The organism is Mesorhizobium sp. M0292 (assembly GCF_040321695.1).
Lineage (GTDB): Bacteria > Pseudomonadota > Alphaproteobacteria > Rhizobiales > Rhizobiaceae > Mesorhizobium.
This window is the reverse complement of sequence record NZ_JAMYSB010000022.1, coordinates 62,949-88,592: the sequence shown is the minus strand read 5'-3', so window position 1 is coordinate 88,592 and position 25,644 is coordinate 62,949. Positions and strand designations below refer to the sequence as shown.

Below are 25,644 nucleotides of genomic sequence, written 5' to 3'. Positions count from 1 at the left end.
CCGCAAGACATGGCGGCGGCATAAGGATGCTGGAGATCGGCCGCTCTGTCAATTTTGACCGCCTGCTTCTGGCAGCGCTACGATCCGGCGGCAGCAAAAAACCGCTGCGCCTCGGCAGCGGACTTTGCAATGGCGACGACAATATTCGGTTAGTGGTCCGAAGGAATTATGAGCGCGGTGACGCGCGAGAGCTGCTGACGCCGGTTCAGCGTCGGCTTCTCGTAGATCTTCTTCATTGGTATCCCATGGCCCCCAATGGCCGCCGGCAAAGGCGCTTGCGGCTGGGTTTTGTCAAGGGAAGCGCTGTTCTTCCGCCGAACAGCTATGGAAACTGGAGGAGCGGCCGCTATAGTTTTCCTCAGCCCCAAGGAGAACGGCAATGACCCTCAGCACCCGCAAACTCGGCAGCCAGGGGCTGCAGGTCTCGGTGATCGGCCTCGGCTGCATGGGCATGAGCCAGTCCTATGGCCCTGCCGACGAGGCGGAATCGATCGCTACCCTGCACCGAGCCATCGAACTCGGCTGTACCTTCCTCGACACGGCGGAAGTCTACGGCGCCTATGCCAATGAAGAACTGCTCGGGCGGGCGCTGAAGGGCCGGCGCGATGAGGTGACCCTTGCCACCAAATTCGGCTTCCGCATCGAAAACGGCAGACAGGTCGGCACGGAGCGTGACAGCCGGCCCGACCATATCCGCGAGGCGCTGGAGGGCTCGCTGAAGCGGCTCGGCACCGACCATATCGACCTTTACTACCAGCATCGCGTCGATCCGGCGGTGCCGATGGAAGACGTCGCCGGCACGGTCGGCCGGCTGGTTGCCGATGGCAAGGTGCGCTTCTTCGGCCTGTCGGAAGCGGGCGCGGCGAATATCGGCCGTGCGCATGCCGTGCACCCTGTCTCGGCGCTGCAGAGCGAGTATTCGCTTTGGGAGCGCAATCTGGAGCCGGAGATCATCCCGCTGCTCAAAAAGCTCGGCATCGGCCTGGTGCCGTTCGCGCCGCTCGGCCGCGGTTTCCTCGCCGGCGACGTCAAACGCGCCGAGGATTATCCGGAAGGCGATTTCCGCCGCGGCGACCCCCGCTATCAGGGCGCCAACTACGACGCCAATGTCGCGGCTGCGGCTGCGGTGCAGGAGGTGGCCGCGGCCAAAGGGGAAAAGCCCGCACAGATCGCGCTGGCCTGGGTGCTCGGCAAGGGCGACGGTTTCGGCATTGACATCGTGCCGATCCCGGGGACAAAGCGGCGCAAGTATCTCGAAGAAAATGTTGCTGCGGCCGCGATCACGCTCGACGCGGCCGAGATAGCTGCGCTCGACGCAGCCCTTGCGCCGGGCAAGGTCTCAGGGCCGCGCTACAATGAGCGGGTGATGACAACGATCGACAGGTAGAGGCGTCTAAGCTGCCAATCTCCCCCCTCGTGGGGGAGATGCCTGGCAAGGCAGAGGGGGGCGCGAAGGATCGCCCGCATCAAGTATTCTGCGTAGAGGTTAGCTCAAAGATGTAAGTGAAATTGGCCAATGTCGGCGGGACAGCGCCCCCCTCTGTCCTGCCGGACATCTCCCCCACAAGGGGGGAGATTAGCAGTTTCAGCCCCTCGCCTCACCTTGCGTAATCGATTTTCCTTGGCTAGCATCCTCGGGTCGGCGCCGTGCGGAGGAGAACGTTGCGGCGGACCGGCTGGAGCGCCTCGCGTCCCCTCGGGGCGGTCACAGGACACTCCATTTTTGAATTGACGCAAGGACCGTCCCGAGCCGCTCCCGGTTTCGGGCTCCTGCGTTCATGTGGAGGATATCTGATGAACAGACGCGAATTCCTGTTGTCGACCGTGGCGACCGGCGCCATGGCGCTGGCCGCGCCCATGGCCTTTGCCGCCGACAAATTGACCATATTGGGCTCGGTGCCCAATCTCGGCTTTCCGTTCTTTGTGCACATGCTGAACGAGATCAAGGCGGAGGCGCAGGCGCAAGGCGTCAATCTGACCGAGAGCGACGGCCAGAACTCGGCGCCGAAGCAGACCGCCGACATCGAGGCCGCACTTGTGCAGAAGGTCAACGCCATCGTGATTTCGCCGCTTGACGTCAACGCGCTGGCGCCGGCGATCGAGGAAGCGGTCAAGGCCGGCGTTCCGGTGGTGACGATCGACCGCCGCGTCGACGGCGTCGAGGGCATTCTCGCCCATGTCGGCGCCGACAACGTCAAGGGTGGCGAAGCCGAGGCGCAGGCCATGGTGGCGGCGTTCCCGAACGGCGCCAAGCTGTTCCATTTGCAGGGCCAGCCGGGTGCCGGGCCCGCGATCGACCGCAACAAAGGCGTCCACAATGTGCTCGATCCGCTCAAGGACAAGTACCAGATCATCTTCGAGCAGACCGCTAATTTCGCCCGCGCCGAAGCGCTGTCGGTGACCGAGGCCGGGCTTGCCGCCAACGGCAAGCCGGACGCCATCATCTGCGCCAATGACGACATGGCGCTCGGCGCGCTCGAAGCCTGTGCCGCGCGCAACTTCACCGACGTCAAGATCTACGGCTTCGACGCGCTGCCGGAAGCGCTGGTCGCCGTGCGCGACGGCAAGCTCGCCGGCACGGTCGAGCAGTTCCCCGGCGAACAGTCGCGCAAGGCGGTGCAGATCGCGGTCGCCTTCGCCAGGGACAAGACCGAGCCGAAGGAGAAGCTGGTGCTGTTGACGCCGATCGTCATCGGCAAGGACAATCTCGACAAGGCGGAGAGGTTGAACGAGACGAAGTGAAAGTAGGGCCCATGACGGGTGGAGGTCGCGCTCTGTCGCGCCCCCCTCTGTCCTGCCGGACATCGCCCTCACTTGGGGGGAGATTGGCCGTCACGTCTGCTTTCGCCAATCGCCAACGTTATAGAAATAGTGCTGCCGGCAAAACTGCTGATCTCCCCCCGTGTGGGGGAGATGTCCGGCAGGACAGAGGGGGGCGCTGTCCCGCTGCCTATCGCAATCCGGGAGCAATGCTTGTCCGCCGTTGAACCCACCGCATCATCGCCCCCGCTCCTTTCCGTCGAAGGCGTGACCAAGCATTTTTCCGGCGTCACCGCGCTCATCGACGTTTCGCTCGAGGTGCGGCCCAGTGAGATCCTTGGCCTGCTCGGCGAGAACGGCGCCGGCAAGTCGACGCTGTTGAAAATCCTGTCCGGCGTGATGCCGCCGTCAAGCGGCCGCATCGTCTTCGACGGCGCCGACTACGCGCCGTCCAGTCCGCAGGATGCGAAGCGGCATGGCATCGTCACCATCTATCAGGAACTGAGCCTGATCCCGACGCTGACGGTTGCGGAAAACATTTTCATCGGCCGCGCGCCGCTCGGGCCGCTCGGGCTGGTCAGCTGGCGCAGGATGGAGGACGCCTCGCGCGCGATCATCGCCCGCGTCGGTCTCGACATCGATCCGGCGACGCCGGTGTCCTCGCTGTCGGTAGCCGAACAGCAGCTGGTCGAAATCGCCCGCGCTCTGTCGCTGGAAAGCCGCCTGATCATCATGGACGAGCCGACCTCGGCGCTGACCGAGACCGAGGTGCAGAAACTGATGTCGATCATGGACAGGCTGCGCAAGGACGGTGTCGCCATCATGTTCGTCACCCACCGGCTGGAAGAAGCGTCCGCCATTTGCGACCGCATGACCGTGCTGCGGGACGGCAGGCTGGCCGGTCATCTCGACCGCGACGGCCGGCCCATCCAGATTCCGAAGATCATCGAGAAGATGGTCGGCCGCGCCGCCTCCGAACTCTACGCGCGGCCGACGCAGCGCGACGTCGCCGGCGAGGTCCGGCTCTCGGTGCGAGGCTTGCGAACGGTGCGCGATCCGCTGGCGCCGCACGCCATCGTGCTCGAAGGCGTCGACCTCGATGTGAAGGCCGGCGAAATCCTCGGCGTTGCCGGTCTCGTCGGTTCCGGCCGCACCGAGCTTGCCCGCGCCATTTTCGGCGCCGACCGCATCGCGGCGGGTAATATCACGCTGGACGGCAAGCCGATCGCCCCGGCCTCCCCCGCCGACGCCATCAAACTCGGCATCGGGCTGGTGCCGGAAGACCGCAAGCACCAGGCGATTTTTGCAGCACTTGGCATTCTCAACAATTTCTCCATCGCCTCGCTCGGCCGCTACAGCAATGGCGCCGGCTTCATGGCCGAACGGCGCGAGCGCGAGGCGCTGGCCGGCTATCGCAAGGCACTGTCGATCCGCATGGCTTCGCCCGAGCAGGCGATCGAGGGGCTGTCCGGCGGCAACCAGCAAAAGGTGATCCTGGCCCGCTGGCTGGCGCGCGACCCGAAAGTACTTATCGTCGACGAGCCGACGCGCGGCGTCGATGTCGGCGCCAAGGCCGAAGTGCACCAGATCCTGGTGCAGCTTGCCGCACGCGGCATCGCCATCATGATGATCTCGTCGGAGCTGCCGGAGGTGCTGGCAGTGTCGGATCGCATCGTTACGATGCGGCGCGGCCGTATCACCGGCGAAATGCCGGGCATCGAAGCGACCGAGGAAAAACTGATGGAACTGATGGCGCTCGACCGCAAGCAGGACGCAACGCAATGACCAGCACCACCGAACAGACCCGGCGCAGCGGCATCAACATCGCGCGGCTTCTGATGAGTTTTGGGCCGCTGATGTTCCTGGCGGTGTTGATCGTCATCTTCACCGTGCTGAAGCCGAGCTTCATCGATCCAATCAACCTGTTCAACATTTTGAGGCAGATCTCGATCACCGGGCTGATCGCGCTTGGCATGACCTTCGTCATCCTCACTGCCGGCATCGACCTGTCGGTCGGCTCGCTGCTCGCCTTCTGCGGCATGGTGGCGGCGGTGGTGGCCAAGGGCGGCACCGCCAACACGCTGTCGCTGTCGACCACGGGCACGCAAGGATATGGCTGGTTCGCCGCCTTGCTTGCCGCCGTCATCGTCGGGGCGCTGGCCGGCGGCGTCCAGGGCTTTGCCATCACCAGGCTGAAAGTGCCGCCCTTCGTCGTCACGCTGGGTGGTCTCACAGTGTTTCGCGGCCTGACGCTGACCATCTCCAATGGCGGACCGATCTCCGGTTTCGACGCCTCGATGCGCTGGTTCGGCACCGGGCTCATCGGACCGGTGCCGGTGCCCGCGATCATCTTCGCGGCGGCCGCCATCCTGTGCCACATCGTGCTGCGCTATACGCGCTATGGCCGTGCCGTCTATGCCGTCGGCGGCAATGCCGAGGCCGCACGCCTGTCGGGCCTGCGCGTCGACCGCATTCTGATCTCGGTCTATGTCATCGTCGGCTTCTTCGCCGGGCTGGCGGCCTTCGTTTTGTCAGCACGGCTCAACTCCTCCGAAGCCGTAGCCGGCATCGGCTACGAACTTACGGTGATTTCCGCCGTGGTCATCGGCGGTACCTCGCTATTCGGCGGCATCGGCTCGGTCGGCGGCACGGTGGTGGGCGCAGCGCTGATCGGCGTGCTGCAAAACGGGCTGCAGTTCAACAATGTCTCGTCCTACACACAAAGCATCGTCATCGGCCTGATCCTGATCCTGGCCGTGGCCTTCGATCGTTGGCTGAAGTCGCGGGTAAGGCGGTAAGGGATCGGCCATGGTTCAGATCAGGGCGATGACAGAGAACGATGTAGCGTCGGTATCGCGGCTGCTGGGAGAGTCTTGGCGGCGCACCTATTCGGCGATCCTCGGACCCGAGACCACTGCACGCCTCTCGGACGACAAGCATGCGCCCGAGCGGCTGGCCGAGGAACTTGGGGACGACAACAAGATGTCGTTCGTGGCCGAACGGCCGGACGGTTCGATCGCCGGCTACGCGATGGCGGCGATGGACGACCGTGGCGATGTCCTGCTCGACCGGCTGCACATCGACAAGACAGAGTTCGGCAGCGGGCTCGCCACCGACCTGCTGCACGCGGTGCTTGTCGCGCATGCCGGCATCCCCAGCATTGCGCTGGAAGTGATCGAGGGCAACGACCGGGCGATCGCCTTCTATCGCAAGCACGGTTTCGAAGTGGTCGAGCGCCACACGGCCGCGCACGGCGTTGGCGGCCACGCCTCGCTGATCATGCGCCGGCTGCTGTCGAGGGCGTAAGGGAAGGGAATAGGCCGTAGGGAATAGGGAATAAGGTGGCGCAGACCGATACCCTACGCCTACGGCCTACTGCGACGCCGCTTGCCGGCCGTCCTCGTCGTCCGGCATATCGAGAATTTCGATCAGCCGCGCCACCTTCGTTCCCGGCAAGGGGCGACCCTCGTTGACCAGCGCCTCGTCGGCACCGAGCCAAGCGAACGCCTCGCGCAGTTCTTCAAGGGTGGCGCCGGTCAGCGCGATGTCGGCTATGACCGCCTCGTCTACCGGCCCCAACACCGAAATGATGTCGTTGCGTGTCATGGTCACCTCCATGCTAAGTGCCGGCCGGTCGTCGAGATGACGCCGAGACCCGGCCATCCAGCCAACGGATTGCGAGAAAAAACCGCCGACAAAGCAGAATCTGGGTCTTCTTTTCGACTAAGCAAGGTGAACGCGCGGGCCTTTTGCCGTCAAGCAGCCGAGTGCGGATCGATGCTGTAGAGGTGCACGGGATAGCCGGGACCGATGGCGTCGCGCACCCGGTCCGTCCAGGCGAGGAGCGCCGGATAACCCGACAGCGCAAAGCCACAGTCTTCGGCACGGTGGCCGTAGGCATAGACAGCAATGTCGGCGATGGTGAGCGTGTCGCCGACAAGGAAGGGCGTGTCGTTCAGGCTGCGCTCCAGCGCTGCCAGCGTGCGGGCGCCGGCTTCGCGCTTGGCCGGAACAATCGCCTGGTGGCGCTCCAGCCTTCCGGCCAGCGTCCAGAAGCGCAGGGAGCCGATGACCGGCTCGACATGGTACTGTTCGAAGAACAGCCATTGCATAATTTTGGCGCTGACATAGCGATCCGCCGGCAGCAAGGGCGTGCCTTCGGCGAGATAAATGAGGATCGCATTCGATTCGGCGATCGCACGGCCATCCTCGAGTTCGAGCACAGGAACGGCGCCGGCCGGGTTGAGCTTCAGGAAAGCGTCGGTGTGGCTCGCGCCCTCGAAAATCGACACCAGGCGGCTTTCATAGGGAATGTTGAGCAGGCCGAGCACGACCCTCGCCTTCCAACCGTTTTGCGACGGCAAATAATCATGAAGCGTGAGCATGGCTGTCCTTTCGCTGCGGTCGACGCCTGATTTGCACGGTGCCACGATACCAGCCACCCGAATCCTGCAATGTGTACGCGCGGAAACAGATAAACTATACGCATGAGAGCTTTATTGACTTCGCTGTATGTGCGATTTACCCGATAAACACTTGCGTCGGATAACTGCGCGGGCAAGCAATCAGTTTGCGTGTGAGAGGAATCGCAAGCATGAGCCTTTCGCGCCGAAGCGAGATCGCCGCCGAGGCCGTGGGGCCAACGATTGTCGCCGGCGAAATCCTGGTCGAGATCATGGCGACGGAACGGGGTTTCGGCTTCCTCGAGCCGCAATCGCTTGTCGGGCCATTCCCCAGCGGTGCGCCGGCGATCTTCATCGACCAGGTCGCCCGGCTGGGAGGCGGCGCCGGCATCATCGGCTGCGTCGGTCGCGACGATTTCGGCACGCTCAACCTGAACCGGCTGGAGCGCGACGGCGTCGACGTCTCCGCCGTCGATATCAGCGACCGCTTCCCGACGGGATGCGCCTTCGTGCGCTACCGGCCCGATGGTATCAGGGACTTCGTCTACAACATCGCCGAATCCGCCGCCGGGCAGATCCACCTGACCACTGCTGCGCGCCTGCTGGCGGACAGGGCCGGCCATCTGCATATCATGGGATCGACGCTGTCGGTGGCAGGGCTGAAGGAGATCGTCAGCTACGCAGTGCAGGCGGTTCGTGCCCGCGGCGGCTCGACCTCATTCGACCCGAATGTGCGCAAGGAGCTGATCGACGGCTCCGACGGCGCACTGTTTTCCGCCCTCATCGACGATGCCGACCTGCTGCTGCCGTCCGGCGACGAATTGCTCGCTACGGCGGGCGTCGATGACGAGCATCAGGCGGTGGCGGCGCTGTTTGCCAGGGGCGTCGGCGAGATCGTGCTGAAGCGCGGTGCTGACGGCTCTTCCTGGTTCGGCGCCGACGGCGCCAGGATCGACTGCGCCGGTTTTCAAGTCGAGGAAGTCGACCCGACGGGCGCCGGCGACTGCTTTGGCGCCACCTACCTGACTTGCCGCCGCCAGGGGATGGAGCCCGGCAAGGCGCTGCTTTATGCCAATGCCGCCGGCGCCCGCAACATCACCCGGCGCGGCCCGATGGAAGGCACCGCCGGCTTCGATGCGCTTGACCAATTCATCAAGGGAACAGCGAGACGGACATGAGCGCCAACCCGCTTGCAGGCCTCGCCAGCGCGCGCAAAAACGGCTCGCCCTACGGCATCACCTCGATCTGCTCCGCGCATCCGCTGGTGATCCAGACGGCGATCAGGCGCGCCGTTGCCGACAGGGAGAAAAACCTGCTGATTGAGGCAACCTGCAATCAGGTCAACCAGTTCGGCGGCTATACCGGAATGACCCCGGCGCTGTTCGTCGCCTTCGTGCTGGAGATTGCCTGCCGCGAGGGGCTGGAAGCCTCGCGCATCATCTTCGGCGGCGACCATCTGGGACCGAACCCGTGGCGCGCAGAGCCGGCGGCGCAGGCGATGGACAAGGCCGAGGCCATGGTCGGCGCCTATATCGCGGCCGGCTTCACCAAGATCCATCTCGACGCATCGATGGGCTGCGCCGGCGAGCCGGCGGCGCTTGACGACGAGACCATCGCCACCCGGGCGGCGCGGCTGGCAAAGGCGGCCGAAACGGGCGCGCACGCCGCAGGCAGCACCTTGCCGGTCTACATCATCGGCACCGAAGTTCCCGCCCCCGGCGGCGTCGACCATGCGATCAGCGAGTTGAAGCCGACCGAGGCGGCGGCGGCGCGGCGCACGATCGAGGTTCACCGGGAGATCTTTGCCCGCGAAGGCCTGACCGAGGCGTTCAGCCGCGTCATGGCCGTGGTGGTGCAGCCGGGCGTGGAATTCGGCAGCCAGAATGTCGTCGCCTACGCGCCCGAAAAATCCAAGGGCCTGACCGGCTTGCTCGATGAGCAGCCGTCGCTCGTCTACGAGGCGCATTCGACCGACTACCAGACCCGTGCGGCTTTGACCGCGCTGGTCGCAAACGGCTTTCCTATCCTCAAGGTCGGCCCCGGCCTGACCTTCGCCTTGCGCGAGGCGCTTTACGGGCTCGACCTGATCGCCTCCGAAATGGCCAGGGACTATGGCGACCGGTCGCTCGCCCGGACCATGGAAAGCGCGATGCTGGCAGCCCCCGGCCATTGGCACAGCCACTATCATGGCAATGAAGCAGAGCTCTATGTGCAGCGGCATTACAGCTACAGCGACCGCATCCGCTATTATTGGAGCAACCCCACCGCTGTCGCGGCCGTCGAGCGCCTGCGCAAGGCGCTGGACGACGTTGCCATTCCCGAAACGCTGATGCGGCAATTCCTGCCGGCGCTGCCGGCCGAACTCGGGCCGGCGGGCAATCCCGAGGCTATCCTTCTCGAAGCTGTCGATCAGGTGCTGGCCGACTATGACGCGGCCTGCCGTGGGACCTGAGTGCATTGCGCCGGGTTGATCTTTGCCTCAGCCCAGTGTCTCTGACGTTTCCATGAAACCAGCCATGTTCTTTCTCCTGTTCGCGGCCTCCCTGCTGGCGTCGCCGGCACGCGCCGACTGGAAGCCGGTCGAAAAGGTCGAGACCTACGCCATCGCAGGGCGGACCGGCCCGGAACTCTATGCCGCGATCGGCGAAGCCGGCCCCTTGCTCGGCAAGGGTCGGGTCATTGCGCACACCAATTTCAAGCTGACCTGGACCAGGGACTACAGGCCGCAAGGCGACGCCTGCGTGCTCAAATCGGCGCGCCCGAAACTGATCATCACCTACACCTTGCCGAAGCCGGCCGAACCGTTGCCGGCTTCCGTCCAGAAGAACTGGACGGTGTTCATCGCCGGGCTCGCCGCCCACGAGAGAGTGCATGGCGCAGCCATCGCCGAGATGGTGCGCAAGATCGAGGCGGTGAGCGTCGGCCTGACCGTTACTGATGACCCCGCCTGCAGCAAGATCAGAACCGAGCTGACGAGGCAACTCGCCCAGATCTCGCTGGCTCAGCGGCAGGCGAGCCGCGACTTCGACCGGGTCGAATTCGGCCCCGGCGGAAACCTGCAGAAGCTGGTGCTGGCTTTTGTGAATGGGGGGTAGTTTGCCGGCGAACCGGTCATTGCGCCGGTGTTCCGAACGACAAGAGCACCGGCCGCATGGCCGCTTTACAGGCAGGCTTGGTAGCGCTACCGTCTGATCGTCACGCGACCTGTTGGGGGAATGGGAGACGGTCGCGAGGCGGGAGAGGAGCGGTTTCCTTCGGGGCGTCGCAAGAAGCATTCGGGAGGAGATCGATGGCGTCTGTCGCGATCGGCGATGTTTACAAATCGTTCGGTACCGTCGAGGTCCTGCATGGCGTCAGTGTGGATATCGACGACGGCGAATTCGTCACGCTGGTCGGCCCGTCGGGTTGCGGAAAATCGACCCTTCTCAGGATGATCGCCGGCCTGGAAAAGATTTCTCGGGGCGAGATCGCGATCGGGGATCGGGTCGTCAACAACGTTGCGCCGAAAGAGCGCGACGTTGCCATGGTGTTCCAGAACTACGCGCTCTACCCGCACATGACGGTCGCCGAGAACATGGCGTTCTCGCTCATGCTCAAAGGTGTTTCGAAGGCCGATTGCGCTACCAGCATTCAGCGCGCCGCCGAAATCCTCGGGCTGGTGCCATTGCTGACGCGATATCCGCGCCAGCTTTCCGGCGGCCAGCGCCAGCGCGTCGCCATGGGCCGGGCGATCGTGCGCGATCCACAGGTTTTCCTGTTCGACGAACCGCTCTCCAATCTCGACGCCAAGCTCAGGGTGCAGATGCGCGCCGAGATCAAGGAACTGCACCAGCGGCTCAAGACGACCACAGTCTATGTCACCCACGACCAGATCGAGGCCATGACCATGGCCGACAAGATCGTCGTCATGCATGACGGCATCGTCGAACAGATCGGACCGCCGCTGGAGCTCTACGACAGGCCAAACAATCTCTTCGTCGCCAGTTTCATCGGCTCGCCCGCCATGAACCTGATCAAGGGCGAGATCGTCACCGACGGGTCTCCGTCCTTTCGCGGCGCCGGGGGAATTTCCGTGCCGCTGGCCGGCGCGCCGGCCGTTGGCAACGGTCATCCGGTGGTGCTGGGAATACGGCCCGAGCATTTGCGGCTATCGTCAGACCAAGGCATTCCAGGCACCGTCGCGGTGGTCGAGCCGACCGGGTCGGAAGTGCAGATCATCGGCCGCACCGCCGGCGGCGACGAGATCGTCGCCAATTTCCGCGAACGCCATGCCTTAACACCGGGCGAATCCATACGGCTCTCTGCCGCGCCTGGCCTGATTCATCTCTTTGACGGCACGACCGGAACACGATTTGAAACGCGTAACGGATGGTAAGGACCGCATAGCAAGGAAGATAAACCGGAGGAGACGACCATGAAATTCACGAGACGCGATGTAATCCGCACGACCGCAGGTGCCGCGGCGGGAGCTCTGGGAAGCCGGTTCGTCGGCTCGCCGGCTTTTGCCCAGGAGGGCTTGAAATACAAGCCCGAGGAAGGCGCAAAGCTGCGGCTGCTGCGCTGGTCGCCCTTCGTCAAGGGCGATGAGGATCAATGGCTGGCCAACACCAAGCGCTTCACCGAGGCGACAGGTGTCGAGGTTCGTGTCGACAAGGAAAGCTGGGAGGACATTCGCCCCAAGGCAGCGGTCGCGGCCAATGTCGGTTCCGGCCCGGACCTCATGTTCGTCTGGTTCGACGACCCGCATCAATATCCCGACAAGCTGCACGACGTGACCGAGCTCGGCGAGTATCTGGGCTCGAAATATGGCGGCTGGCACGACGGACCAAAGCAATATGCGACGCGGGACGGCAAGTTCGTCGGCCTGCCGCTGGCCACGATCGGCAATGCCATCGTCTATCGCGAAAGCTGGGTGAAGGAGGCCGGCTTCTCCGAATTTCCGAAGGACACGGCAGGCTTCCTCGAGCTTTGCAAGGCGTTGCAGGCGAAGGGACATCCGGCCGGCTTCACGCACGGCCACGGCGTCGGCGACGGCAACAATTACGCGCACTGGCTGCTGTGGAGCCATGGCGGCCAGATGGTCGACGAGAGCGGCAAGGTGGCGATCAACAGCCCCGAGACGCTAAAGGCGATCGGATACGCGCAGGAACTCTACAAGACCTTCATTCCCGGGACCGAAAGCTGGCTCGACGTCAATAACAACCGCGCCTTCCTGGCCGGCGAACTCGGCGTCATCGCCAACGGCATTTCCGCCTACAATACGGCCAAGATCAACAAGGACAACGATCCGAAGCTGGCTGAGATCGCCAAGGACATCCGCACCACCAACCTGCCGATCGGTCCCGTCGGGAAATCGGTCGAACTGTTCCAGGTGACCACCGCCGTCATCTTCAACTACACGCCCTACCCCAATGCGGCCAAGGCCTATCTGCAGTTCATGTTCGAGGATCCGCAGATGACCGACTGGATCACCTCCTCGGCGGGCTATTGCTGCCAGACGCTGAAGGCCTTCGACAACAATCCAGTGTGGACGGCCGACCCGAACAATGCCGCCTATGCCAAGGCCTCGGCGACGCTGCGCCCCAACGGCTATGCCGGGCCGCTCGGCTATGCCTCGGCGGCGACCATGGCCGACTATGTCCTGGTCGACATGTTCGCCAAGGCGGTGACCGGCCAGGCGACGCCGCAGGAGGCGATGGAGGAGGCGGAGAAGCGCGCCAACCGCTACTACCGCGTTTGATCACGGCACCGCCGGGCAGCGTCTAGTGCGCTGCCCGGCCCGTCGCACAATCCCATGGCGGCCGTTGACGCCGTGACCTGATTCCCCGATGAGGAGCCCTTCATGGCCGTGCCGTCCGTTGCCGCCCAGCCGCGTCCGTCGATGCTTTCGCGGATCTCCGAAAGCCGCAACGCGCTGGGCTTCGGCTTCATGCTGCCGGCGGCGGCGCTGCTGCTGGTCTTCCTGACCTATCCGCTCGGGCTGGGCGTCTGGCTCGGCTTCACCGATGCCCGTATCGGCCGCCCCGGCATCTTCATTGGCACCGAGAACTATCAGTATCTGTGGAGTGACGCCGTCTTCTGGCTGTCCGTCTTCAACACCTTGCTCTACACGGTCAGCGCCTCGATCCTGAAGTTCGTGCTCGGCCTGTGGCTGGCGCTCATTCTCAATGAAAACCTGCCGTTCAAATCGTTCTTCCGCGCGATAGTCCTGCTGCCTTGGGTGGTGCCCACTGTACTGTCAGCCATCGCCTTCTGGTGGATCTACGATTCGCAGTTCTCCATCCTGTCCTGGGCGCTGCAGCAAATGGGCCTGATCGACCACCGCATCAATTTCCTCGGCGATCCGGAGAATGCGCGCGCTTCGGTTATCGCCGCCAACGTCTGGCGCGGCATTCCTTTCGTCGCCATCACGCTGCTCGCCGGCCTGCAGACCATTCCGCAGTCGCTCTACGAGGCGGCCACGCTCGACGGCGCCAGTCGCTGGCAGTTGTTTCGTTATGTGACTCTGCCGCTGCTGACGCCGATCATCGCCATCACCATGACCTTCTCGGTGCTGTTCACTTTCACCGATTTCCAGCTGATCTACGTGCTGACCCGGGGCGGACCGGTGAATGCCACGCATCTGATGGCGACATTGTCTTTCCAGCGCGGCATTTCCGGCGGCCAGCTTGGCGAGGGCGCGGCCATCGCGGTGGCCATGATCCCGTTCCTGCTGGCGGCGATCCTGTTCAGCTATTTCGGCCTGCAACGCCGCAAATGGCAACAAGGCGGCGGAGACTGACATGGTCAAGACGGCCGCGACAAGGAAGGCGAAACGTGGGGATATCGACGAAGGCGGCATGGGCTACCTGCAGAGCCTGCCGCACCGCGTGGTGACGGTCTATCTGCCGCTGCTGGTGTTCGTCTTCGTGCTGTTGTTTCCGTTTTACTGGATGACGATCACGGCGGTTAAGCCCAATCTCGAGATGACCGACTATGCGCAGTTCAATCCGTTCTGGGTGGTGCATCCGACATTGGAGCACATCCGCTATCTCCTGTTCGAGACCTCCTATCCGGGCTGGCTGCTCAACACGATCATCATCTCGACCGCCGCTACTTTCCTGTCGCTGCTGGCGTCGGTGTTCGCCGCCTATGCGATCGAGCGGCTGCGGTTTTCCGGGGCGCGGCAGGTCGGCCTCGGCATCTTCCTCGCCTATCTGGTGCCGCCCTCGATCCTGTTCATTCCGCTGTCGGTAATGGTGTTCAACCTCGGGCTCTACGACACGCCCTTCGCGCTCATCCTTACCTATCCAACCTTCCTGGTGCCGTTCTGCACGTGGCTGTTGATGGGTTACTTCCGCTCCATCCCGTTCGAACTGGAAGAATGCGCGCTGATAGACGGAGCGAGCCGGTGGCAGATCCTCACCAAAATCGTGCTGCCGCTCTCGGTGCCGGGCCTGATCTCCGCCGGCATATTCGCCTTCACCCTGTCATGGAACGAGTTCATCTACGCGCTGACATTCATCCAGTCCTCGGAAAACAAGACCGTGCCGGTGGGTGTGCTGACCGAGTTGGTGCGCTCCGACGTCTACGAATGGGGGGCGCTGATGGCGGGAGCGCTGATCGGCTCGCTGCCGGTGGTGGTGCTCTATTCGTTCTTCGTCGAGCACTATGTCTCGTCGATGACCGGCGCGGTGAAGGAGTGACGCGCCGGCTCACGCAAGGCGACCGGCGCGGTCAGATCGCGCCGATGATGCCGCCGTCGACGCGGATGTTCTGGCCGGTGATGTAGCCCGCACCTTCGGAAGCGAGGAAGGCGATGGTCGCGGCGATCTCCTCCGACGTGCCGTAGCGCTGCATCGGCACGCTGTCGCGGCGCTCCTCGGTGGCCGGCAGGCTGTCGATCCAGCCGGGAAGCACATTGTTCATGCGCACATTGTCGGCGGCGTAGGTGTTGGCGAAGATCTTGGTGTAGGCGGCAAGCCCGGCGCGGAACACGGCGGATGTCGGGAACATCGGGCTCGGCTCGACCACCCAGGCGGTCGAGATGTTGATGATGGCGCCAGCCCTCTGCTTGACCATCTGCGGCGCCACGATGCGCACCGGCCGGATGACGTTCATCAGATAGACGTCGAGACCGGTGTGCCACTGCTCGTCGGTGATTTCGAGGATCGGCGCGCGTGGCCCGTGGCCGCCGCTGTTGACCAGCACGTCGATGCGGCCGAAGCGCTCGAGCGTCAGATCGGCGAGCCGCTGCAGATCGTCATTCGACTGGTTGGAGCCGGTGACGCCGAGGCCGCCAAGCTCCTTGGCCAGAGCCTCGCCCTTACCGGAGGACGACAGGATCGCGACCTTGAACCCGTCCGCTGCCAGCCGCTTGGCCGCCGCCGCGCCCATACCGCTGCCACCGGCGACGACGACTGCTACTTTTTCTACACTCATCTCGATTTTCCTTCGCACGGGTTGGCGGGACTCTGAAGCCCATGTTTCCGACCTTCGAGCAATGCTATAAACGGTGTTGCCATCTGGTTCGAACCAGAAAGCCTGAAATCAAGCTGTAGAAAAACTCCTGCATGCCTGAAGCCTTCCTGAGCCTGCCACCATTGAATGCGCTGCGTGCCTTCGAAGCCGCCGCGCGTCATCTCAACTTCCGCATCGCCGCCGAAGAGCTGAACGTGACGCAAGGGGCGGTGGCGCAGCATATACGCGGGCTGGAGGCCGATCTCGGCACAAAACTCTTCGACCGGCTGCCGCGCGGCCTGGCGCTGACCGATGAGGGCCGCGCCTATATGCCCAACATCCGCCGCGCCTTCGAGCTGATCTCGGAGGCCACCTTGCTGCTGCGGCCCGAACCGGCGCGGCTGACGATCAGCGTCACGCCGAGCTTTGCCACCAAATGGCTGATCCCCAAACTGCCGGAGTTCGTCGCGCACAACCCGCTGGTCGATTTGCGAATCCTGGCCAGCGAAAGCCTGTCGAGTTTTCAGGCCGATGGCGTCGACATTGCGGTCAGGCAAGGCCGCCTGCCCTCCGGCGCCGGCCTGATGGTGGATCTTTTGTTTCCACAGCAGATCATCGCCATCTGCAGCCCTGCCCTGCTGCCGACCGGCGCGAACGAGATCGCGGCGGCCGATATCCAGCATCACGTCCTGCTGCACGACGCGCACAATCTGTGGCCGGAATTCATGGAGAGAGTACTCGGCCTGAGGATGGCCACCGAGGCCAAACGCATGCGCTTCAACCAGACAGGCCTCGCGATCGACGCCGCCATTGCCGGCCAGGGCATCGCGCTGGCCAGCCGGTTTCTCGTATCCGCCGACATTGCCGCCGGCCGGCTGGTGCAGCCGATCAACGCGGAGATGCGGGGGACGCACGATTTCTATGTCGTGATGCCGCGCAAGCAACGGCACCCAGAACCGACGCAAGCCGTGCGGCAATGGCTGCTGGATGAGGGCGATGCGGCGCGGCTGTGATGGATAGCCGATCTCCCCGCAAGGCGGGAGATCCGCAGCTTGGCCGACGCCGCCCCTTTCAGCCTCGCCGAGCAATGTCGGCCGCCACTGCCTTCGCCTCGCGTCCAATTTCCCTGAGCAGACCGGTGACCGGATTGTAGAAGCCGACGAGGTAGAGGCCGAGTTGCGAGGCGCGGGCGTTGACACCACTGCGCTCCGGCTGCAATTCCACGGGCAGAAACTTTTCGTAGCCCGGGCGATAGCCGGTGGCGAGGATGACGGCGTCGAAATTTTCCTGACTGCCGTCGGTGAACGCAGCGCCGCGCTCGGTGAAGCCCGCTATGTCGGGCGCGATCTTGATGGCGCCTTTGGTGATGGCGTCGACCGTGCCGACGTCGATGACGGGGATGCGGCCGACTTCGTCGATCTGTTGCAGGATGCCCTGCTTCGGCCTGACGATGCCGTATTTCTCGAGCTTGCCCATCGCGAAATCGAGGATGATCGGAAACATCCAGTCGTTCAGCGCCTGCGGCATTGGCCGGCTGGCGATGCCGACCATCTGGATCGGCACGCCGAACAGCTGGCGCGGCACGATGTGGACGCCCTTGCGCACCGAAATGGTCGGACGCGCGCCACTTTCCGCCAAGTCGAGCGCGATCTCGGCGCCGGTGTTGCCCATGCCGACGATCAGCACCGAGCGGCCGGCAAAGGGCGCCGCTTGCGTATAGTCGGCGCTGTGCAGCACCTCGCCCTTGAAAGCCTCGATAGCAGGGAGCCGGGGGATGATCGGCTCGGCATTGTTACCGCTGGCGATGACGACATGGCGCGCCTTGAGGTTGTCCGATCCTGTCTCGACCAGAAAACCGCCGTCCCCGAGGCGAATGGCTTTCACCGTCACGCCGAAGCGCGGGCGCAGGTCGAATTTTTCCGCATAGTCGTCGAGGTAACGGACCACCAGTTCGCGCGGCACGTAGCGCGGATAGTCCCTGGGAAATGGCAGGAACGGCAGCGACGAGAACGACTTCACCGTATGCAGATGCAGCCGCCGATAGTGCCGCCGCCAGGCGGGCGCGATCTCCTGCGATTTTTCGAGCAGGATGAAATCCACTCCTGCCCGCTTCAGGCAGGCACCGACCGCAAGGCCGGCAGGCCCGGCGCCGACAATAACGACAGTGGTGTCCAAGCGATTCTCCTCCCGCTAGCTCCTTAGGCTACGCGTAGAAGCGCAGGCGGGACAAGGCGCGCCTCACCTTCTCCCCTTGTTGGAGAAGGTGGATCGGCGCGCTAGCGCCGAGACGCCTTCGCATCGCGGCGCGCACGCTACGCATCCTGTCCGGTCTCGGCTCACCCAGGGTGACGAATGTCTATCCCGGCAATCGCCCATGCTGTCGGACGGGCTGCCTGTCGCCGGCCGCACCGCGGTCGAAGAGCTCTACGTGCATGGCGGCATGGGCCAATCGGCATGCATGCCGCCCCCGCCATCGCGCGCTGGCTGGAAGAGGCCGTGGTTCGGGCGATGGCAATCCGAAGCAGACATGGCTCCGGCCACAGCGATTTGCGGGATGGGAAGGGTGAGGCTGCGCGACGTCGTGTCGATGTAGCCCGCCATCGGCCCGAAGGGAGGGCTGGCGTTGCTCCCTAGCCGATATGCTCGGCGCGCAGCTTCTTCTTTATCTGCTCCAGGCCTGCCTCGCCGCCCGTCGCCAGTTCATCGGCGATCCTTGCCAGCTTGTCATCGGCGTTGCGGTATTTGCTCCCCCAGGCGCCGAGCGTCGCCAGCACCGGCAACAGGTCGATGCCCGCCTCGGTCAGCTTATAGATCGCCTTGAGCTTGTGCGTGGGGTCGTCGCTTCTGGTGACAATGCCCTCATCCTGCAAGGTCTGCAGCCGCTCGGCCAGCGTGCGCGACGAGATGCCTTCGCCTGATAGCAGAAACTCCCGGAAGTGCCTTTTTCCCGCGAAAATCATGTCGCGGATGATCAGCAGCGTCCAGCGGTCACCGAGCAATTCGAGCGACAGGCTGATGGGGCAGCCGGATCTTTCCCTGGTCGACATTCTCAATGCTTCCATTTCTAAATCACTTTACTATTGACATCATTTTTCTCTCGTGTCAATGGTTCCGAAAGTAAAGCAATCACCAACGCCGCCTGACCTGGCGCTGGTGACACCAGAGCTCAATCAGGAGAACGACGATGAGAAAACTGATCCTGCAGATGCAGATGTCGGTCGACGGTTTTGTCGGCGCGGCCGGCGATGAGCACTGGCAGCTCTGGGAATGGGGCGCCAACTGCCCGTGGGACGACGACTTGAAGCAGGATTTCAACGCGGTGTTCGCCGGCATCGATACCATTCTGCTCAGCCGCAAGATGGCCGAAGAAGGCTATCTAACCCATTGGGGCAATGCGGCAAAAAACTATCCGCGCGATCCCTTCTACGCCTTTGCGCAGCGCATCGTCGAGGCGCGCAAGGTGGTGCTGAGCGACAAGCTCGCGGCATCGCGGTGGGAGCGCACGACGCTTGCCAGCGGCGACCTGCCGCGCGAGGTCAAGGCGCTGAAAGCTGAAGGTGAAGGCGACATGGCGGTATTCGGCGGCGCCGGCTTTGCCTCGGCGCTGATTGCAGCGGGACTGGTCGATGAGTTCCAGCTGTTCATCAATCCGGCCGCGCTGGGCGACGGCGAGCGGATTTTCGACTGTGGCGGCTTCCTGAAATTGCGCCTGCTCGGCTCTAAAGCCTATGCCTGCGGAATGGTGGTGAACCGCTACGCGCCGGCAATGTGAAGTAGTTCAGCGATTGAATCCGTGGACCGCTTCAACTCTTTGTTTTTACGAGAACTCCGGACGGATCACCGCAACCCGCTCCTCGTGAACCTGCGCTAGAAATTGATCTCGACCGAAGCGGCACTTCGCTTTGCCGGCCCGTGAAACACCGCCTCGATGTTGTTGCCGTCGGGGTCGAGCAGGAAGGCGGCGTAGTAGCCGGGGTGGTAGGGCCGCTCACCCGGCGCGCCATTGTCGGCGCCGCCGGCATCGAGGCCGGCCTTGTAGAACGCATCGACCATGGCCTTGTCCCTGGCCTGGAGGGCCAGATGATGGCGCCCGGTCAGCTGTCCCCTCGCCGCCCGGCTGTCGAGGCTTGAGATGAACAGCTCGTCGGCCCAGAAATAGTCCTCGGCCTCGCCGCCGATCGGAATGCCGAGCACCTTGAAGACGGCTTCATAGAAGCGCCGGCTCGCCTTGAGGTCCCTGACCACCAGCTGGACGTGGTCGATGAGGCGGCCGCGATGCAGTTCCATGAGCGATATCTCCCGTCGCGAGACCACAAAGCTAGTGCCGCGGAGCGGCTCGTCAATTCGGCAGTCTATCTTGTCGGCGCGCTTGGCAGCCTTACACCCCTGCTTTTGTCATATCCGGATGGACTTCCACGCAGACCGGATAAAAAATGCAACCGGATTGTCGGATTCGAAATCCCGCCAACGTCCTTCGGACGCAAGCGGCGCAACGGAGCTGGAGCGAGTGGCGCCGCATCGAAACCGATCTCGGGAGAAGAGCATGAACAATTCCTACCGTTGGGTGATCGTCGCGTGCGGCGCGCTGATGACCTGTGTGGCGCTCGGCGCGATGTTTTCGCTGGCGATCTTTCTCGAGCCGATGGCGCTCGACACCAACTGGTCGCGAACCGGCATTTCAAGCGCCATGACGCTGAATTTCTTAGTGATGGGTGCAGGCGGTTTCGCCTGGGGCGCCATCTATGACCGTGTCGGCGCCCGCCCGGTGGTTTTTGCCGGCGCGGTGCTGCTCGGCCTGTCGCTGGTGGTGGCGAGCCGAGCCCAATCGCTGCTGGTCTTCCAGCTGAGCTATGGCGTCATCGTCGGGCTGGCGGCCAGCGCCTTCTTCGCGCCGATGATCGCGCTGACCACCGCCTGGTTCGAGACCCATCGCAGCCTGGCCGTGTCGCTGGTCTCGGCCGGCATGGGCGTGGCGCCGATGACCATTTCGCCCTTCGCGCGCTGGCTGATCACGGCCTATGACTGGCGTACCGCCATGTTCGACATCGGGATCATGGCCTGGGTGCTGTTGCTGCCGGCCGTCTTCCTGGTGCGCCAGCCGTCGGCGGCGGTCGCGGCAGCGGATGGCAGCGCGCCCGCGCCTGCCGCGGCCCCCGGCATGTCAGTCGGCCAGGCGCTGCGCTCGCCGCAATTCCTGGTGCTGGGCATGACCTTCTTCGCCTGTTGCGCGGCGCATTCGGGGCCGATCTTCCACATGGTGAGCTATGCCATGTCGTGCGGCGTGGCGCCGATGGCAGCCGTGTCGATCTACAGCGTCGAGGGCCTTGCCGGCCTTGGCGGGCGCGTGCTCTACGGCGTGCTCGGCGACAGGTTGGGCGCCAAGCCGGTGCTGATCGTGGGCCTCGCCATCCAGGCGGTGGTGATCGCCGCCTATCTCGCCGTCGGCAATCTCGAGCAGTTCTATCTCCTGGCGATCATCTTCGGCGCCACATATGGCGGCGTCATGCCGCTCTATGCGGTTCTGGCGCGCGACTATTTTGGGCCACGCATCATCGGCACGATACTTGGCGCCGCGACCCTGTTGTCCAGCCTCGGCATGTCGTTCGGCCCGCTCGCCGGCGGCATGATCTTCGACGCCTATGCCAGCTATTCCTGGCTGTTCATCGGCTCGGCGCTGATCGGCCTCGGTGCTGCCGGCATCGCCATCGCCTTCCCGCCGCAGCCCGGCCGAGAGAGGCTGCAGGCGGCATGAGCGAAATTTCCCCTCGAGGGGAAATACTCATCACCCTGTCCCCGTTCCTGAGCGCAGCTCTTCTCTGCCCTCGTCGTCGCGGCTGAGCCTGGCGTCCGAGATCAGCACCACCGGGCATTGGCAGCGCTGCAGCACGCCGGTGGTCGTCTCGCCGAAGAAGAGTTCCTCGCCAGGGCGCCGCGCCACGCCCATGACGATCAGCGCCGCCCCCCTGCCGGCCTGGCGGGCAATGGCATCGGCGGCGGCGGCCCGGCTGCGGATGGCAGTCTCGATCTCGACGCCATAGCGGTCGGCTAGTGCGACGGTATCCTTCAGCACCGCCTCCCTGCGGCGATGCGAGACAGTGTCGCGCGGTTCGTCGCGGCCGACGCGCGCGACATAAAGTATCTTGACCCGCGCACCCGTGACCGCTGCAATCGCCAGCGCCATTTCGGCACCCCGGCGGGCGATCGCGGTGCCGTTGACCGGAACCAGAATCTTCCCGCCTTCAGGTCCTAGCCTTGGCATCTGGCGGCCGGCGCCGGGCGCCTTCAGCACCAGGCATAGCGGGCCCTCGAAGGCGCCGGCGATCTCGTTGATGCGGCGGGCAAACCCACCTTTCGACGTGACCGCGCGGCCGAGCCCGATCAGCAGCAGCCCATAGCCTTTGCGCGCCTCCTTGGCAACCGTTTCGGCCGAAAGCTCGGCCTCGTGGCGCCGCGTGACAGGCGCCGCGCGGGTCAGCTCCTCGTCCGAACTCCTGGCGGCCTCGCGGCTGTCCTCGGCACCCTTTTCGATCGGCTCGAGCTTCGCATCCGTGCCGGGCTCGGCCTCCTCCCCCTCGCCTCGGGCATGCAGCACCGTCGTCGGCCTGCCGGCGCCCACGACTCCTGCGAGGTAAGCGGCAAAGCGGCCGACAACGCCCTCATCGGTCACCACCAGCAGTCGTTCCAGATTGGCGATGAAGCCGCGTTGGTCGATCTCCTCGCGCTCCAGACGCTTCTTCTCGTTCTCGCCCATCGGCAAGCGGCCGAGTGCCCAACGCAAGGTCGGCGGCATGGCGAGCGTGGTGATGACGGCCATGGTCACGATCATGGTGAAAAGATTGTGCGACAGAACGCCGATCGACAGGCCAATAGAGGCGACGATGACTTCGGTCGAGCCGCGCGCGTTCATGCCGCAACCGACGGCGATGCCTTCCTTGCGGCTCATGCCGGCAAGCTCGGCGCCGATGAAGGCGCCGGCGAATTTGCCGAAGCTGGCGATCAGCACCAAAGCGGCCGTGAGTAGCGCAAGCTCGTGGTCGACAAGCACGGTGAGATCCGCCGAAAGGCCGGCGACGCCGAAGAAAACCGGCATGAACAGCGCCATGATGACGCCGCGCAATTGCCCTTCGATATGACGCGACAGGATCGGCGATTCCCCAACCAGTATGCCGGCGACGAAGGCGCCGAGCACGGTGTGGACGCCGATCAGATCGGTGATCAGCGCCATTGCGCCCATGATGGCGAGAATGACGGTGACGACGGCGTATTCGCTGCGGAACGTATCGTTGGTCCAGCGGATGGCGTCGAAGACGATGCGGCGGCCAATCGTGAAGGAAAACCCCATGAAGGCGGCGACGCCGACAATGGTGAAGGCAAGGCTGCCGAGCTCGATGCGCCCCTTGGTGGCGATGCCGATGGTGATGGCGATGATCACCCAGCCGATCGTGTCCTCGATGATGGCCGACGAGACGATGGTCTGACCGAGATCGCGGCGCATGAAGTTCATCTCGCGCACCACCATGGCGACGATCTTGACCGAGGAGATCGACAGCGCCGTGCCGAGGAAGAGACCGGCGACAATGCGCTCGGTTCCGTCGGCCAGCAGCGAGGCCGGCATGAACTGCGCGGCGGTGAAGCCGAGCGCGAAAGGCACGGCGACGCCCGCGGCGGAGATGGAAAAGCACGCACGGCCGACCCTGCGCACCAGCCGCAGATCCGTCTCCATCCCGGTGAGCAACAGAAGCATCAACACGCCGAGCTGGGCGATGGCGCTGATCATGCTCTTTTGGGTGGCGTCGCTTGAAAAGATCACGCGTTCTGCTTCCGGCCATAGCCAGCCGAGCAGCGATGGCCCGAGCAGGATGCCGCCGATGAGCTGACCCATCACCGCCGGCTGGCCGAGACGCTCCAGCAACTCGCCGATGCCGCGGCCGACGAGAAGCAGAAGGAGGATTTCGAGAACGAAAATGCCCTCGCTGGACATGCCGGTCTTTTCGGCTGCCAACGATGCGGCCGGCATGAATGCGAAAGCTGCCGCGGCAAGCGCGACCGACCGGCGCCGGTTGACCACGAAAGACATGCACCCCCTCATTGTGCCCGGTATAACGTTTGCGGGCGAGATCAGTTGCACGCCACGCTCCCATGGCGCGCCGCAGGTTCCTCATTACCTGAATCGCATAACGGGCCTATCTGACTGCGGATAAGCGGCCGAGACCCGGGCCGGCGACGGAACATTTTCAACCGATTGCGCGTTGCGCAGATGGGGATGACCGGCGTCGTTTCGGCCGGCCATGGCGTTGGGAGGCGCGTGGCAAGGGATGTCCCAGGTCAAGACCGTGAAAACCGACGAAGCGGCTGCAGCGCCGCGGGCCTCTGATGCGTTCGCGCTGAAGCTCACCTCATCGGAATTCGTGGCCACCATGTCGCATTTCCACCGCGCCGAAATCGCCCGCATGGCCGGCTGGCGCGACCGGCTGGACCGTACCAGCAACTGGGCGATTACTGTCGTCGCCGCCATGCTCTCAGTCTCACTGTCGACGCCCAGCGCCCATCACGGGGTGCTGCTCTTTGCCATGCTGCTGACCACGCTGCTGCTATGGATCGAGGCGCGGCGCTATCGTTTCTTCGACGTCTACCGGGCCAGGGTGCGCCAGTTCGAGCGCTATTATTTCGCGCAGATCTTCTCGCCGCAGCCCGACTACGCCTCCAACTGGCTGGCCATCGTCGGCGAAGGCCTGCGTTCGCCGCGCTTCCTGATCTCGCAACGCGCGGCGTTGGTGCGCCGGCTGCGCCGCAACTACATTTTCATGTACACGATCCTGATGCTGGCGTGGGTGCTGAAGATCACGACGCCCAGTCTGCAGCGCGAAGGGTCGCCGATAGGCTTCGGCGCGTCATTTCTCGACGCCGCGCGCGTGGCGCAGCTCGGCCCGGTTCCAGGCATCTATGTCGCGTGCATGGTCGGGCTGTTCTATGTCGGCCTACTCGCAGCCGCTTTCCTCATCTCAAGCGACGAGGGCGAGCTTTCGCATGGCACCGTGCATGTCTGAGAGCGGCCTCGAAAAGCGCAATCTGCCCCGGTGATCTTCAACAGACATTGTCGACCATCAGAGCGGTCGAGTCCGACCGGCTTGCGGATTCCTCAACCGGAAGCCGTGCGCGATGGCGCTTGTAGGCGGTGAGCGCGATAACCAGCACGCAGCATACGGCGTTCAGCCAGTTGATCGCCGCCAGAGCGGGATCGTTCAGATTGATGTGGGCGTAGAGTCCCGTCGTGGCGTTGGCGCCTGTCCACAACAGCCAGGTCGCGTAGGAAATCGCCGACGCCCCGTGCCTGTCCCGGGCCACCCGCACGATCTGCGGCAGGTAGGACACCACGCGCAAGCCATTGAAAATAGTGAAGAGATAAAAAGACAGATCAGCAAGTGTCATCCGAAACCCCTGTCATGGCCGGACGTCCCATAGCGTTCCTTGCAGTGGCGGCATGTGAGCCCGTTCACATGCCGGCTTCGATTTTCCTGTTGCGGCCCGGCGCCCGGATTCTTTCGCCATGTGGGCCGTTCGCCGTGAGCCAGCCCGACGAGGTCGACATGAACCAGATCCTGTTTCGGCCGACGGCGCGGGAGTACTAAACAGATCTCGTGCTTGGGCAAAGTTCGGGTTGACCGCTGCCAAGAGCGCGGCGACTATCCCTGCAACGTGCAGGAGGACATGAGAATGGACGAACCCGATCGCTGGCGGCACATGGCGAGCGCGCCCAAGGACGGCAGCCGCATCCTGGTCACGGTCAGGCCATCGGAACAGGGGCCGGCCGAGGTCGACCTCGCTTACTGGTCGCGCGCCGACCAGTTCGGCACGGAGGGCTGGCGCTCTTCCGATTCGTCGCCAGGACGGGTGATCGAATACCCCGAACCGGAGTTGAAATGCTGGATGCCGCTGCCGACGGCCAATCTGAGCCGGGCTTCAATGCCAAGTCCGTGGCAAGGCGAAGACGTCCCGCTGCTCGACGGCTCCGGGATATGATCTCGGCGGGATGACCGTAGGA

27 protein-coding genes are annotated in these 25,644 nt (G+C 64.1%); 19 read left to right on the top strand and 8 right to left on the bottom strand.

Annotation, left to right across the window (positions count from 1 at the left end):
- Positions 1-26 precede the first annotated feature (26 nt).
- The 6 genes from NKI96_RS26115 (at position 27) to NKI96_RS26090 (ending at position 6,066) form a co-directional block, all read left to right on the top strand.
- Positions 27-383, top strand: a complete 357-nt coding sequence (locus tag NKI96_RS26115) for a hypothetical protein (protein ID WP_156033644.1) — start codon at positions 27-29, stop codon at positions 381-383.
- Entirely contained in the window at positions 380-1,387 is a 1,008-nt protein-coding gene (locus NKI96_RS26110) for an aldo/keto reductase (protein WP_352806904.1), read from the top strand. The genes NKI96_RS26115 and NKI96_RS26110 overlap by 4 nt, the downstream gene beginning before the upstream one ends.
- A gap of 407 nt (positions 1,388-1,794) precedes the next feature.
- On the top strand, positions 1,795-2,742 hold the full coding sequence (locus NKI96_RS26105; protein WP_023673481.1) for a substrate-binding domain-containing protein: 948 nt from the start codon (positions 1,795-1,797) through the stop codon (positions 2,740-2,742).
- Positions 2,743-2,913: 171 nt separating this feature from the next.
- Positions 2,914-4,545, top strand: a complete 1,632-nt coding sequence (locus NKI96_RS26100; protein WP_488494635.1) for a sugar ABC transporter ATP-binding protein — start codon at positions 2,914-2,916, stop codon at positions 4,543-4,545.
- On the top strand, positions 4,542-5,558 hold the full coding sequence (locus tag NKI96_RS26095; RefSeq protein ID WP_023727059.1) for an ABC transporter permease: 1,017 nt from the start codon (positions 4,542-4,544) through the stop codon (positions 5,556-5,558). Before NKI96_RS26100 ends, NKI96_RS26095 begins: the two co-directional genes overlap by 4 nt.
- A 10-nt stretch (positions 5,559-5,568) precedes the next feature.
- Positions 5,569-6,066, top strand: coding sequence for a GNAT family N-acetyltransferase (locus NKI96_RS26090; RefSeq protein ID WP_023705110.1), 498 nt, complete (start codon positions 5,569-5,571; stop codon positions 6,064-6,066).
- Between the two features lie 66 nt (positions 6,067-6,132).
- Here the strand turns inward: NKI96_RS26090 and NKI96_RS26085 are convergent, their stop codons facing one another.
- Both NKI96_RS26085 and NKI96_RS26080 read right to left on the bottom strand, forming a co-directional pair.
- Positions 6,133-6,366 carry a hypothetical protein gene (locus tag NKI96_RS26085; RefSeq protein WP_081731260.1) on the bottom strand — a complete coding sequence of 78 codons (234 nt, stop codon included), beginning with the start codon at positions 6,364-6,366 and terminating at the stop codon, positions 6,133-6,135.
- A gap of 149 nt (positions 6,367-6,515) precedes the next feature.
- Positions 6,516-7,145 (bottom strand): glutathione S-transferase family protein, encoded by a 630-nt coding sequence (locus NKI96_RS26080; protein ID WP_023709493.1) that lies wholly within the window; start codon positions 7,143-7,145, stop codon positions 6,516-6,518.
- Positions 7,146-7,354: 209 nt separating this feature from the next.
- Here NKI96_RS26080 and NKI96_RS26075 point away from each other — a divergent pair, with 209 nt between their 5' ends.
- From NKI96_RS26075 to NKI96_RS26045, 7 genes are all read left to right on the top strand, one after another.
- A complete protein-coding gene (locus NKI96_RS26075) occupies positions 7,355-8,341 on the top strand; it encodes a tagatose kinase (protein WP_031198058.1) in 987 nt (328 codons plus the stop codon).
- A complete protein-coding gene (locus tag NKI96_RS26070; protein ID WP_023821235.1) occupies positions 8,338-9,615 on the top strand; it encodes a D-tagatose-bisphosphate aldolase, class II, non-catalytic subunit in 1,278 nt (425 codons plus the stop codon). Before NKI96_RS26075 ends, NKI96_RS26070 begins: the two co-directional genes overlap by 4 nt.
- Positions 9,616-9,667: 52 nt before the next feature.
- A complete protein-coding gene (locus NKI96_RS26065) occupies positions 9,668-10,258 on the top strand; it encodes a DUF922 domain-containing Zn-dependent protease (protein WP_023673473.1) in 591 nt (196 codons plus the stop codon).
- A gap of 194 nt (positions 10,259-10,452) precedes the next feature.
- Positions 10,453-11,538, top strand: a complete 1,086-nt coding sequence (locus NKI96_RS26060; RefSeq protein WP_352806900.1) for an ABC transporter ATP-binding protein — start codon at positions 10,453-10,455, stop codon at positions 11,536-11,538.
- Positions 11,539-11,577: 39 nt separating this feature from the next.
- Entirely contained in the window at positions 11,578-12,903 is a 1,326-nt protein-coding gene (locus NKI96_RS26055) for an ABC transporter substrate-binding protein (protein ID WP_023693796.1), read from the top strand.
- A gap of 141 nt (positions 12,904-13,044) precedes the next feature.
- Entirely contained in the window at positions 13,045-13,944 is a 900-nt protein-coding gene (locus NKI96_RS26050; RefSeq protein ID WP_444849008.1) for a carbohydrate ABC transporter permease, read from the top strand.
- A gap of 1 nt (position 13,945) precedes the next feature.
- Positions 13,946-14,848 (top strand): carbohydrate ABC transporter permease, encoded by a 903-nt coding sequence (locus NKI96_RS26045; RefSeq protein ID WP_023821238.1) that lies wholly within the window; start codon positions 13,946-13,948, stop codon positions 14,846-14,848.
- Between the two features lie 31 nt (positions 14,849-14,879).
- On the opposite strand, the gene NKI96_RS26040 is transcribed toward NKI96_RS26045, so the two are convergent.
- Entirely contained in the window at positions 14,880-15,584 is a 705-nt protein-coding gene (locus tag NKI96_RS26040; RefSeq protein WP_023673468.1) for an SDR family oxidoreductase, read from the bottom strand.
- A 131-nt stretch (positions 15,585-15,715) separates the two neighbouring features.
- On the opposite strand from NKI96_RS26040, the gene gcvA reads away from it, so the two are divergent.
- Complete coding sequence (gcvA, locus tag NKI96_RS26035) at positions 15,716-16,615, top strand: transcriptional regulator GcvA (RefSeq protein WP_023693798.1); 900 nt, start codon at positions 15,716-15,718, stop codon at positions 16,613-16,615.
- 58 nt (positions 16,616-16,673) lie between these two features.
- Here the strand turns inward: gcvA and NKI96_RS26030 are convergent, their stop codons facing one another.
- Both NKI96_RS26030 and NKI96_RS26025 read right to left on the bottom strand, forming a co-directional pair.
- Positions 16,674-17,777: a flavin-containing monooxygenase gene (locus tag NKI96_RS26030; protein ID WP_023693799.1), complete on the bottom strand. Its 1,104-nt coding sequence runs from the start codon at positions 17,775-17,777 to the stop codon at positions 16,674-16,676.
- 455 nt (positions 17,778-18,232) lie between these two features.
- Complete coding sequence (locus NKI96_RS26025) at positions 18,233-18,649, bottom strand: winged helix-turn-helix transcriptional regulator (RefSeq protein WP_023673465.1); 417 nt, start codon at positions 18,647-18,649, stop codon at positions 18,233-18,235.
- Between the two features lie 137 nt (positions 18,650-18,786).
- Between NKI96_RS26025 and NKI96_RS26020 the strand changes: the two genes are divergently transcribed.
- The gene (locus tag NKI96_RS26020; RefSeq protein ID WP_023673464.1) at positions 18,787-19,374 is read left to right on the top strand and encodes a dihydrofolate reductase family protein; all 588 of its coding nucleotides are present in this window, start codon (positions 18,787-18,789) and stop codon (positions 19,372-19,374) included.
- A 95-nt stretch (positions 19,375-19,469) separates the two neighbouring features.
- On the opposite strand, the gene NKI96_RS26015 is transcribed toward NKI96_RS26020, so the two are convergent.
- The gene (locus tag NKI96_RS26015) at positions 19,470-19,898 is read right to left on the bottom strand and encodes a VOC family protein (RefSeq protein ID WP_155927330.1); all 429 of its coding nucleotides are present in this window, start codon (positions 19,896-19,898) and stop codon (positions 19,470-19,472) included.
- A 247-nt stretch (positions 19,899-20,145) separates the two neighbouring features.
- On the opposite strand from NKI96_RS26015, the gene NKI96_RS26010 reads away from it, so the two are divergent.
- Complete coding sequence (locus NKI96_RS26010; RefSeq protein ID WP_023693802.1) at positions 20,146-21,354, top strand: MFS transporter; 1,209 nt, start codon at positions 20,146-20,148, stop codon at positions 21,352-21,354.
- Between the two features lie 30 nt (positions 21,355-21,384).
- On the opposite strand, the gene NKI96_RS26005 is transcribed toward NKI96_RS26010, so the two are convergent.
- On the bottom strand, positions 21,385-23,679 hold the full coding sequence (locus NKI96_RS26005) for a cation:proton antiporter domain-containing protein (protein ID WP_352806897.1): 2,295 nt from the start codon (positions 23,677-23,679) through the stop codon (positions 21,385-21,387).
- Between the two features lie 238 nt (positions 23,680-23,917).
- Between NKI96_RS26005 and NKI96_RS26000 the strand changes: the two genes are divergently transcribed.
- A complete protein-coding gene (locus NKI96_RS26000) occupies positions 23,918-24,649 on the top strand; it encodes a DUF2270 domain-containing protein (RefSeq protein ID WP_023693804.1) in 732 nt (243 codons plus the stop codon).
- 37 nt (positions 24,650-24,686) lie between these two features.
- Here NKI96_RS26000 and NKI96_RS25995 read toward each other — a convergent pair whose 3' ends face one another.
- Positions 24,687-25,031 carry a PQ-loop domain-containing transporter gene (locus NKI96_RS25995; protein WP_023693805.1) on the bottom strand — a complete coding sequence of 115 codons (345 nt, stop codon included), beginning with the start codon at positions 25,029-25,031 and terminating at the stop codon, positions 24,687-24,689.
- A gap of 68 nt (positions 25,032-25,099) precedes the next feature.
- Between NKI96_RS25995 and NKI96_RS25990 the strand changes: the two genes are divergently transcribed.
- A complete protein-coding gene (locus NKI96_RS25990) occupies positions 25,100-25,231 on the top strand; it encodes a hypothetical protein (protein WP_023693806.1) in 132 nt (43 codons plus the stop codon).
- 85 nt (positions 25,232-25,316) lie between these two features.
- Entirely contained in the window at positions 25,317-25,622 is a 306-nt protein-coding gene (locus NKI96_RS25985) for a hypothetical protein (RefSeq protein WP_023689804.1), read from the top strand.
- Positions 25,623-25,644 lie beyond the last annotated feature (22 nt).